The organism is Shewanella sp. 10N.286.51.B7 (genome assembly GCF_002873615.1).
Taxonomy (GTDB): Bacteria; Pseudomonadota; Gammaproteobacteria; order Enterobacterales; family Shewanellaceae; genus Shewanella; species Shewanella electrodiphila.
Genome location: NZ_MCUF01000021.1, coordinates 97,303 through 108,162 on the forward strand (window position 1 = coordinate 97,303; position 10,860 = coordinate 108,162).

Below are 10,860 nucleotides of genomic sequence, written 5' to 3' on the forward strand. Positions count from 1 at the left end.
CTGAAAATTTATAGATGGCAAATGGTACTCATAATGAATTGCAAGTAATTTCATGTTTCAAATGCTGGGATTGTGATCAATTGCGCTGTATCATACCGCGCAACCCTACTATAAGAATTAACAGCTGGAGTGAGCAATGCTAAAGAAAGCTATGAATATCGCAGATTATGATCCACAACTATTTGCAGCAATTGAAGATGAGACTCGTCGCCAAGAAGAGCACATTGAATTAATCGCATCAGAAAACTATACCAGCCCACGTGTTCTTGAAGCTCAAGGTTCACAGCTAACTAACAAGTATGCAGAAGGTTACCCTGGTAAGCGTTATTACGGTGGTTGTGAGCATGTGGATATTGCAGAAGAGTTAGCTATTTCTCGTGCAAAAGAATTATTCGGCGCTACATACGCTAACGTACAACCACATTCTGGTTCTCAAGCAAACTCAGCTGTTTTCATGGCACTGCTTCAAGGCGGTGATACTGTTTTAGGTATGAGTTTAGCCCATGGTGGTCACTTGACTCATGGTTCTCACGTTAGCTTTTCTGGCAAGTTATATAATGCTGTTCAGTACGGTATCGATGAAACCACAGGTAAGATTGATTACGCTGAAGTTGAACGTTTAGCCGTTGAACATAAACCAAAAATGATCATTGCTGGTTTTTCTGCTTATTCAGGTATTATCGATTGGGGTAAATTCCGCGAAATCGCTGACAAAGTAGGTGCTTACTTATTTGTCGATATGGCGCACGTTGCTGGTCTTGTTGCTGCAGGTATCTACCCGAATCCACTGCCACACGCTCACGTTGTTACAACGACAACTCATAAAACGCTTGCTGGTCCTCGTGGTGGTTTGATCCTTTCAGCTGTGAATGATGAAGACATTTACAAAAAGTTAAATTCGGCAGTATTCCCTGGTGGCCAAGGTGGTCCTTTAATGCACGTTATTGCTGCTAAAGCGGTTGCATTTAAAGAGGCACTAGATCCTGAGTTCACCACTTACCAAGAGCAAGTTGTTGCGAATGCTAAAGTGATGGCAAAAACCTTCATTGAGCGTGGTTATGATGTTGTTTCTGGTGGTACAGACAACCACTTATTCTTGCTAGATCTAATCAGCAAAGATATGACAGGTAAAGATGCCGATGCTGCGCTAGGTAAAGCTAACATCACTGTTAACAAAAACTCAGTACCAAATGACCCACGTTCACCATTTGTTACTTCTGGTTTACGTATTGGTTCTCCAGCAATCACCCGTCGTGGTTTTACTGAAACTGAATCTGTTGAGCTGACTAACTGGATGTGTGATGTGTTAGATGACATCACTAATGAAGGTACAATCGAGCGCGTTAAAAACCAAGTGCTTGAGTTATGTGCTAAGTATCCTGTTTACGGGTAATACTGTTTACAGGCAGTGCTGTTAACAGGAGTACTGCTGCATTTTTGTCTAGCAAAGATGCTTGTATGTTGTTTAATAATATTAGCGAGCATTTCAACATCAGCTTAGACATATCATCCATATGAACTAAGTAGGATAATCTTAATGATAAGGTTAACCTTATAAAGTAAATAGGATAAACTTTAATGGCTGTAAGTACTTTGTGCTTACGGCCATTTTATTTTTATTTCAGGAGCGAATATGCATTGCCCATTTTGTAGCGCGACAGATACCAAAGTGATTGATTCTCGTCTTGTGGCTGATGGCCATCAAGTCCGTCGTCGTCGGGAATGTACATTGTGCCATGAACGCTTTACCACCTTTGAAGGTGCAGAATTAGTCATGCCACGGGTCATTAAACAAGATGGCACCCGTCAACCGTTTGATGAAGATAAGCTACGTGGCGGTATGCTGCGTGCGGTTGAAAAACGTCCGGTATCGATTGATCAAATTGAACAAGCACTATCTAAGATTAAATCGACCTTACGTGGTACAGGTGAGCGCGAGATTGACTCTGCAATGATTGGCAACCTGATGATGGAACAATTGATGGTATTAGATAAAGTAGCGTACATACGTTTTGCGTCTGTTTATCGCGCCTTTGAAGACGTTTCACAGTTTGGCGAAGCCATCGCTAAATTACAAAAGTAATTCCTGTTTCCATTTTTTATACCGCAGAGGCCATTTGCTGCGGCTATTTCAAGTAGGTGTTTATGTCTCAGTGGTCAGTAGTTGATGTTGAAATGATGAGCCTTGCCATTTCATTGGCAGAGAAAGGGCGCTATACCACGCGTCCAAATCCAAATGTTGGCTGTGTCATTGCTGTAAACGATCACATTATTGGCCAGGGGTACCATATTAAAGCGGGTGGCCCACATGCTGAAATTCATGCTCTTCAAGATGTACAGACGAAGCAAAATCAAACAAAACTATCATCGGCTACTGCTTATGTCACCCTTGAACCGTGCAGTCATTATGGCCGAACGCCGCCCTGTGCTTTAGCCTTAATCGAGGCAGGGGTTAAACGGGTTGTGATTGCTGAAGTGGATGCGAACCCACAAGTGGCTGGCAATGGAATCCGTTTATTAAAAGAAGCGGGCATTCAAGTCGACATAGGTTTGCTAACTGAGCAAGCTAAGCTATTAAACTTAGGCTTCACCAAGAAAATGACCACGGGCCTGCCTAGAGTTACGATTAAACTGGCAGCCAGTATTGATGGCAAAACTGCGCTTTCAAATGGTGTTTCCAAATGGATCACTGGACCTGATGCGCGCGCTGATGTTCAAAAGCTTCGCGCCCGTCATTGTGCCTTAGTGACAGGCGTTGAAACGGTATTGGCTGATGACCCATCATTGAATGTGCGTTATGAACAACTTGGCAGCTTGAAAAACTCAGTTTCGGCCGCAGATCTACAACAACCTCTAAGGGTGATTTTAGATAGCCGCGCAAGGCTAACAAGTGAATTCAAATTATTTGATATCCCATCGCCTATCCTGTTGGTTTCTTGTGTCGACTACGCCGCAGAAGTAAGAGAAAAATTTAACAATCATGTTAGTTGTATCACTATTGCCGCAAATGAAGATGGACGCGTTGATTTACATGCGTTATTTACTTACTTAGGTAAACAATGCAACTCAGTTTTGATTGAATCAGGCGCATCCCTTGCGGGTAGCGTGTTAGATGCAAAGCTTGCTGATGAACTCTACCTTTATCAAGCAATGAAAATTTTAGGTAGTCACGGGCGTAATTTATTACAACTGAATGACTATCAAAGTATGGAACAAATTCCTGAGCTACAATTAGTCGATTCGCGCCGCATAGGTGCTGATCAACGTATGATATTTAGTCTCTAGCAGAATCAACTTGCTTAAATAGGCTGTAATTGCTGGCACGAGCAAGCACTGGCCAAGTTGATTAAATTGAACCGAAATTAATACAAGTGAGTCATTATGTTTACCGGCATTATTGAAGCCTTAGGCACATTAAGAAAAATCGAGCGTAAAGGTGATGATATACGCCTAAACGTAGCAAGTGGTCATCTGGATTTATCTGATGTGAAGTTAGGCGATAGTATTGCCACTAACGGTGTGTGTTTAACTGTGGTCCAATGCCTTGCTGACGGATACGTTGCTGACATTTCGGCTGAAACCGTGGCACTGACAGGCTTTGCTAATTATCACGTTGGTCAAAAAGTTAATTTAGAAAAAGCGGTATTGCCGACAACTCGCCTTGGCGGTCACATGGTCAGTGGTCATGTAGATGGCATAGCCGCTGTTGAGCAAAGAAGTGTCCGCGGAAAAGCGATTGAATTTTGGTTAGCGGCGCCAGCTGAGCTTGCTCATTACATTGCTCATAAAGGTTCAATTACCATCGATGGCGTTAGTCTGACAGTGAATGAAATAGATGGGCACCGCTTTCGATTAACGATTGTGCCGCATACAGCATCTGAAACAACACTTACAGCATTACAAGCGGGTGATAAGGTCAACATTGAAGTTGATTTGATTGCTCGTTATTTAGAGCGCTTAATGAATCCTGAAAAGCCAACAACTTCAGGTGGTGGGGTCACTATGGAAATGCTCGCCAACGCTGGATTTATGCGATAACCCTATTTTACCCTTTATTGCAAATATCGGGAATAACAACACAAAGGTCTTAACATGGCACTACATAGTATAGAAGAGATCATCGAAGACATTCGCCAAGGTAAAATGGTTATCTTGATGGACGATGAAGACAGAGAAAATGAAGGCGATTTGATTATGGCTGCCGAAAAGGTGACGCCAGAAGCAATTAACTTTATGGCGACTTACGGTCGTGGTCTAATCTGTCAAACTATGACTAAAGAGCGTTGCCTGCAACTAAACTTGCCATTAATGGTGACCAATAATAACGCTCAGTTCTCGACAAACTTTACCGTGTCAATTGAAGCGGCAACCGGTGTAACAACAGGTATTTCAGCTCACGATCGCGCAGTGACAGTTCAAGCTGCAGTGGCAAAAGAGGCTAAAGCGGCTGACTTAGTTCAACCTGGACATATTTTTCCATTGATGGCACAAGATGGCGGTGTGTTAACTCGCGCAGGTCATACAGAAGCTGGCTGTGATTTATCGCGTTTGGCCGGACTTGAGCCGTCTGGAGTGATTGTTGAAATCCTCAATGATGATGGCACTATGGCGCGCTGTCCTGATTTAGAAGTATTCAGTGAAAAGCATGGTATCAAAATGGGTACTATCGCTGATTTGATTGAATATCGTAATACCAAAGAAACCACAGTAGTGCGCGAAGCAGAATGTAAATTGCCGACACGCTTTGGTGAATTTAACATGGTGACTTTCAGAGATACCATCGATAACCAATTACATTATGCGTTAGTTAAAGGTGATGTTGAACAGAACTGTTTAGTACGCGTTCATTTACAGAATACGTTTAACGATTTATTACATTCAGAACGAGATCAAAAGCGCAGTTGGCCACTTGATAAGGCCATGGAACGTATTGCTTTAGAAGGCGGCGTTTTAGTCTTGTTAGGCCATGAAGAACATTCAAGTGAAATGCTAGCCAAAGTCAAAGCCTTTGAAGCTGAAGATAATGGTCAAGCACCTACAGCGGCTAAATGGGAAGGAACCTCTCGTAAAGTCGGTATCGGCTCACAAATTCTATCTAGTCTTGGTGTTAGCACAATGCGTCTATTGAGCTCGCCGAAACATTACCATTCGTTATCAGGCTTTGGTTTAGAAGTTACTGATTACATTGCAGAATAATTCACTAATTTAGTGAAGTTAACATTTATCATTAATTGCACAGGACTCAGGGCATTTTGCTGTGGTATTATAGCGCCACTTTTGCCCAGAGCTGGGTGCTTTAGCTAATTTAGGTAAGATAATGAACGTAGTTCAAGGTAATATCGAAGCAAAAAATGCCAAAGTGGCGATCGTTGTGTCGCGTTTCAACAGTTTTTTAGTTGAAAGTCTGCTTGATGGCGCAATAGATACACTAAAACGTTTTGGTCAGGTTGAAGATGACAACATTACTGTTGTTCGTGTTCCTGGCGCTGTTGAATTACCACTTGCTGCACGTCGTGTTGCTGCTTGTGGAAAGTTTGACGGTATCATTGCACTAGGTGCAGTGATTCGTGGTGGTACTCCGCATTTTGATTTAGTTGCAGGTGAATGTAACAAGGGTCTAGCTCAAGTTGCTTTAGAATTTGATATCCCAGTTTCATTTGGCGTGTTAACCACAGATACTATTGAGCAAGCAATTGAACGCTCTGGTACTAAAGCAGGTAATAAAGGCACAGAAGCTGCCCTTGGCCTACTTGAAATGGTTAACGTTCTGCAAGAATTAGAACAACAGTTGGTATAGTAGTAGGAAAAGTAATGAAGCCTTCAGAGCGCCGTAAGGCACGCCGTTTAGCTGTTCAAGCTATTTATTCGTGGCAATTAAGCAAGAATAACGTTGCTGATGTTGAACATGAATTTTTAACTGAGCAAAACATTAACGGTGTTGATGTAGCTTATTTTCGTGAATTGCTATCAGGTGTAGCCACGAAAGCAACTCAACTTGATGATCTTCTAAAACCTCACTTAGATCGTGATATTGAAGATGTATCTCCAGTTGAAAAAGCCATTGTGCGCTTAGCTGCATATGAATTAACTTATCGTAAAGATGTGCCATATAAAGTGGCTATCAACGAAGGTATTGAGTTAGCGAAAGCGTTTGGTGCCGACGACAGCCATAAGTTTGTCAATGGTATGCTAGATAAGCTTGTTACTCGCAAGTAATAAATGAAAACGGTATCTTCGGATACCGTTTTTGTATCACTCAGATACTTCTATAAAACATATAGGTGGGCGGGCAACCGTACCAGATTTATCGTGAAAGAATTCCAAATTATTGAACAATTTTTCCGTGATAAAGGCCAACAGCGCCGTGATGTTCATCTCGGTATTGGCGATGATTGCGCCATAGTGCAACCAGCAGAAAATAAATCCATCGCGATCTCTTGCGATACTCTCGTCGAAAATATTCACTTTTTGCCAACCATGCCAGCTCACGAGTTAGGTTATAAATCTGTGGCTGTTAATTTGTCAGATTTAGCCGCAATGGGCGCAGACCCTGCATGGATGACATTAGCGCTCACTCTACCTGATGTTGATAACCAATGGTTACAAGAGTTCAGTGAGGGCTTATTTGAAGCTGCAGAATATTATAGCGTCAGCTTAATTGGTGGAGATACCACTCGTGGCCCTCGATGTATTAACATCACTATTCACGGTCAAGTGCCTACGGGTAAAGCATTAAACCGCAGTGGCGCAAAAATCGGTGATTGGATTTATGTGACAGGCACGTTAGGCGATTCAGCCTTAGGTTTAGATGTATTGCTGGGCAACAAAGAAGTTGATCTGCAATATAAAGAATTTTTGATAAACCGACATTATCATCCAACGCCTAGAATTATTGCCGGTCAAGCTCTGCGTTCATTGGCTACCAGTGCCATTGATTTATCTGATGGATTAAATTCAGATATAAAGCATGTTTTAAAAGCCTCCAATGTCGGTGCGATTATTGATGTCAATGAATTGCCTTTATCCAAATCACTTCTTGAGTCTGTAGGTAAACATGAAGCAATTAATTACGCACTCACAGGCGGTGAAGATTATGAGCTATTATTTACAGTACCAGAAGCCCAGCGAGGCGCATTAGATACAGCCTTACTCCACGCCGGAGTTAAGTTTGTCAAAATAGGCCAAATTTGTGCCGGTGATAAATTACGACTTGTATCTGATGGACAACCTTTTGAGTTAGACGCGAAAAACTTTGAGCATTTTTAATGAAATTTTTATCTACTGATCCGGCAGTATTAAAGCTGTCTTTAAAAAATCCAGTACACTTTTTAGCGCTGGGTTTTGGTAGTGGTCTTGCTGCGAAAGCACCGGGTACATTTGGCACCCTTGCCGCTGTGCCATTGGTTTATTTAATGAGCCACTTAAGTCTGACTGCTTTTATTATTATTACTCTCATCAGCACGCTGGTGGGCTTTTATATTTGTGATAAAGCTGCAAAAGATATGGGCGTACATGATCATGGCGCCATTGTTTGGGATGAAGTTGCAGGCTTAATGATTACCATGATAGCTGCGCCTGCTGGGCTTATATGGCTTGTCATCGGTTTTGCATTGTTTCGTTTTTTCGATATCCTTAAACCTTGGCCTATCCGTTGGTTAGACGCAAAAGTTCATGGCGGATTTGGGATTATGATTGATGATGTATTAGCTGGTATCTTTGCTCTAGTTTGTTTGCAGGCGATTTATTATTTCGTGTAGAGCCATCTAAACAGCTATTGAAAGCAACATTACTTTCAGTAAATTAAAATTTCGTTTCAATAAGTAAAAATAGAAAAGCCCACATTAAGTGGGCTTTTTTGTTTGATAAATAAGTGCCGATTGCGGCTTGTTATCGAGCAAGATTGACTTAATCAGTGTAAAAGCTCTCGCGCATTTGCGAGTGCATTTTCAGTGATAACATCACCCGCCAGTAACCTTGCTAACTCACTGATGCGCTGCTCTTTATCAAGCGGTTTCATTTGAGTCTCAGTGCCACCACTTTTGGTAAACTTGTTCACTAACATATGTTGATGACCATTACCGGCAACTTGCGGTAAATGAGTCACACAGATAACTTGGGTCGATTCCCCCAAACTACGAAGCATTCGACCGACAACCGCTGCTGTCGGGCCAGAAATACCCACATCAACTTCATCGAATATTAATGTTGGGGTTGAAACTTTTCTAGCCGTGATGACCTGAATACCTAAGCCTATTCGAGATAACTCACCACCTGATGCCACTTTAGCAATAGGTTGTAAGGGCTGGCCTGGGTTGGTGGTTACTTGAAATTCTATTTGATCGCTGCCCATTAATGACTGTGACTCAGGATTAAAGTTAACCGCAATATTGAACTTGCCTTTAGGCATATTTAGCTCGTGTATTGACTGAGTTACCAGTTTATTGAGCTCTTTGGCATAACGTTGGCGGCTTTGGCTGAGTTTCTGTGCGTTTTTAATATAAGCGAGTTTACTGTCATCTAATTGTTGCTGAATCTCATCTAGACGGCTTGCATCGCTACTGAGCTCTGATAGTTCAGCTTTTAACTGCCCGTGGTGCTCAGCTAGATATTCGGTCTGCACATGATGCTTGCGAGCCAGTTGCATTGCTTTAGATATTCGCTGCTCAAGAAAGGCAAAATGTTCAGGGTCTAACTCAATTCTACTGAGATAATCCTGCACTTCACTAGTGCTTTCTTGGACTTGTATCAAAGCTTCATTGAGCATTTCTGCAATGTTTTTAAGTGTAGGATCAAAGCTCTGTAAGCTGTCAGCGACTGTCACAGCGCGGTTAAGCAAAGATTCAATATTATGTTCGTCATCTTCACTGAGCAATTGGAGTGCGCTTTGACAACTTTCAATTAAGTCGGTGCCGTTTGCTAAGCGTTTATGTTCTTGCTCTATTTGTTCAAACTCGCCAGGTATTAAAGCAAACTCATCTAATTCTTCAACTTGATATTGCACCAGTTGTTTTCGAGCAATACGCTCTTGTTGATTCTGTTGTAATTGTTTGAGTTCATTTTCAACATTTTTACAGCGCTGATAACTTTTAGTCACGCTATCAAGCAATAACTTATGATTGGCGTAGCTATCGAGCAGTGTGAGTTGATGTTCACTTTTTAGCATTGCGTGGTGTGCATGTTGCCCATGGATCCCAACAAATAATTGCCCAAGTGTTTTTAACTGCGAAAGTGGTACAGGGTTACCATTAATGTAAGCGCGAGAACGCCCATCGGCACTGATGGTTCGACGTAATATACATTCATCTTCGACATCAAGATCGTTATCTTCAAGCCAGCGTTTGGCAAATGGCACATCATCTATTGTAAAGCGTGCGCTCACTTCAGCTTTGTTGGCACCTGGTCTCACTGTATTGGCATCAGCGCGATTACCTAAACATAAACCTAAGGCGTCTATTGCAATCGATTTACCCGCACCTGTTTCACCTGTAATGCTGGTCATGCCGGCTTTAAAGTCGAGTTCAAGAAAACGTACAATCGCGAAATTATTAATGCTTAATTGGCAAAGCATAATCAATCCTTGTGTGAATAATCATCAAACCACTGTATTTATAAACAGTTTACACTGTTTTTTTATACAGTAAAGTACTGGTTGTTGATTTTTGTTATAAGGATTTTAATCTCCATGTAAACAATAATATAAGCTGGCTCAGTTTATGTTGTGGAGTAACTTCTCAATAATAGGCAGTGTAATAAAGGTGGCGATAGTACTGATTAAAATGCATTTAGCACTGGCTAAACCATAGGTTTGATAGCGTTGGGCAAGTAAGTAAACACTCGCTGCAGTAGGAAGCGCCGCCAAAATAACGCCCATGATAAGCAACTCAGTATCAACATTAAAATACCGTAACAAGGCGTATGCGATAATGGGCTGAAATACCAGCTTTAACATATTTAGCACGGTCATTTCGATAGCAATGTGGTGTCTAGTTTCTGAAGGCTCTTCGCCGCCATGCATGGCTTTGGCTAACACCATACCGATTGCAAACAGCGCACACGGGCTAGATGTATTACCGATAAGTCGCATCATCACGCTTAGACTATCAGGTATGGGAAGCTTAACAGCGGAGGCTGCAACCCCCAGGGCGCAACCAATAACAATTGGGTTACTGCTGAGCGCATTGAGCATGATAATAATGGGATGACGTTTTTGCTGCTTATTAATGGCCAGCTCCATGCTTACCATCACAAAGGCAAACATGACAATTGATAATAAACTGGCAATCGCAGCTAATGTAATTGCATGGTTGTTTCCTGGATAGAGCATCATCATCAGAGGAATACCGATAAAGGCTGTGTTACCAAAACTGGTATTAAGCCCCCTGATAGCAGCTAATGCAGGTTGCTTCTTATCAGCTGATAACGAGATGACAGCAGTGACAAAATAGGTAACGAGCATTGTAATGCCAAATGATGCAATAAACCCCCATTGTAAAATTTCATCAATGTCAGTTTCGGCTAAGGCAATAAACAGTATTGCAGGGAAAGCAACATAGTAAACATATTCATTAAGGGTAAAGTCAGTATCATGTGGCAAGACTTTAAGCTTTTGTATAATAAAGCCTAAAAGCATGATTCCGAAAACGGCAATAAGAGGGGTAAGAATACTGGGCATCCCTCAATCCTTGTTAATGAGTAAAGTGATAATGATAGGCGCTAGTCGTGAGTGTTTTGCGATTCAAGCATAAAATACTCAATCATAATGTTGTAAATATTAAGGTGAAACTAATCGAGCGCAACCTTCAATAGCTTGTAGGTAATACAAGAAGTTTTGGCTGTAAGTTGAATGAGTCATAGCCTTTA

The 10,860-nt window shown here is 41.7% G+C and carries 11 protein-coding genes; 9 read left to right on the plus strand and 2 right to left on the minus strand.

The genetic code is table 11. The features are described from left to right. The first annotated feature begins 136 nt into the window (after window positions 1-136). The 9 genes from glyA (at window position 137) to BCU84_RS04715 (ending at window position 7,757) form a co-directional block, all read left to right on the plus strand. Complete coding sequence (gene glyA, locus BCU84_RS04675) at window positions 137-1,393, plus strand: serine hydroxymethyltransferase (protein ID WP_102526938.1); 1,257 nt, start codon at window positions 137-139, stop codon at window positions 1,391-1,393. A 240-nt stretch (window positions 1,394-1,633) separates the two neighbouring features. Next, complete coding sequence (gene nrdR / locus BCU84_RS04680; RefSeq protein WP_102526939.1) at window positions 1,634-2,083, plus strand: transcriptional regulator NrdR; 450 nt, start codon at window positions 1,634-1,636, stop codon at window positions 2,081-2,083. Between the two features lie 62 nt (window positions 2,084-2,145). Further along, window positions 2,146-3,285: a bifunctional diaminohydroxyphosphoribosylaminopyrimidine deaminase/5-amino-6-(5-phosphoribosylamino)uracil reductase RibD gene (gene ribD / locus BCU84_RS04685; protein WP_102526940.1), complete on the plus strand. Its 1,140-nt coding sequence runs from the start codon at window positions 2,146-2,148 to the stop codon at window positions 3,283-3,285. 96 nt (window positions 3,286-3,381) lie between these two features. Further along, the gene (locus tag BCU84_RS04690) at window positions 3,382-4,038 is read left to right on the plus strand and encodes a riboflavin synthase (protein ID WP_102526941.1); all 657 of its coding nucleotides are present in this window, start codon (window positions 3,382-3,384) and stop codon (window positions 4,036-4,038) included. Window positions 4,039-4,092: 54 nt separating this feature from the next. Next, entirely contained in the window at window positions 4,093-5,196 is a 1,104-nt protein-coding gene (ribBA, locus tag BCU84_RS04695; protein ID WP_102526942.1) for a bifunctional 3,4-dihydroxy-2-butanone-4-phosphate synthase/GTP cyclohydrolase II, read from the plus strand. 121 nt (window positions 5,197-5,317) lie between these two features. Further along, window positions 5,318-5,797 (plus strand): 6,7-dimethyl-8-ribityllumazine synthase, encoded by a 480-nt coding sequence (gene ribE, locus BCU84_RS04700; protein ID WP_055023789.1) that lies wholly within the window; start codon window positions 5,318-5,320, stop codon window positions 5,795-5,797. A 14-nt stretch (window positions 5,798-5,811) separates the two neighbouring features. After that, a complete protein-coding gene (gene nusB, locus BCU84_RS04705) occupies window positions 5,812-6,216 on the plus strand; it encodes a transcription antitermination factor NusB (protein WP_076543020.1) in 405 nt (134 codons plus the stop codon). A gap of 93 nt (window positions 6,217-6,309) precedes the next feature. Further along, on the plus strand, window positions 6,310-7,266 hold the full coding sequence (gene thiL, locus BCU84_RS04710; RefSeq protein ID WP_102526943.1) for a thiamine-phosphate kinase: 957 nt from the start codon (window positions 6,310-6,312) through the stop codon (window positions 7,264-7,266). Further along, window positions 7,266-7,757 carry a phosphatidylglycerophosphatase A gene (locus BCU84_RS04715; RefSeq protein ID WP_102526944.1) on the plus strand — a complete coding sequence of 164 codons (492 nt, stop codon included), beginning with the start codon at window positions 7,266-7,268 and terminating at the stop codon, window positions 7,755-7,757. Before thiL ends, BCU84_RS04715 begins: the two co-directional genes overlap by 1 nt. 152 nt (window positions 7,758-7,909) lie before the next feature. On the opposite strand, the gene recN is transcribed toward BCU84_RS04715, so the two are convergent. Together recN and BCU84_RS04725 are read right to left on the minus strand one after the other, a co-directional pair. Next, entirely contained in the window at window positions 7,910-9,568 is a 1,659-nt protein-coding gene (recN, locus tag BCU84_RS04720) for a DNA repair protein RecN (RefSeq protein ID WP_102526945.1), read from the minus strand. Window positions 9,569-9,706: 138 nt separating this feature from the next. Further along, on the minus strand, window positions 9,707-10,672 hold the full coding sequence (locus BCU84_RS04725) for an AEC family transporter (protein ID WP_102526946.1): 966 nt from the start codon (window positions 10,670-10,672) through the stop codon (window positions 9,707-9,709). Window positions 10,673-10,860 lie beyond the last annotated feature (188 nt).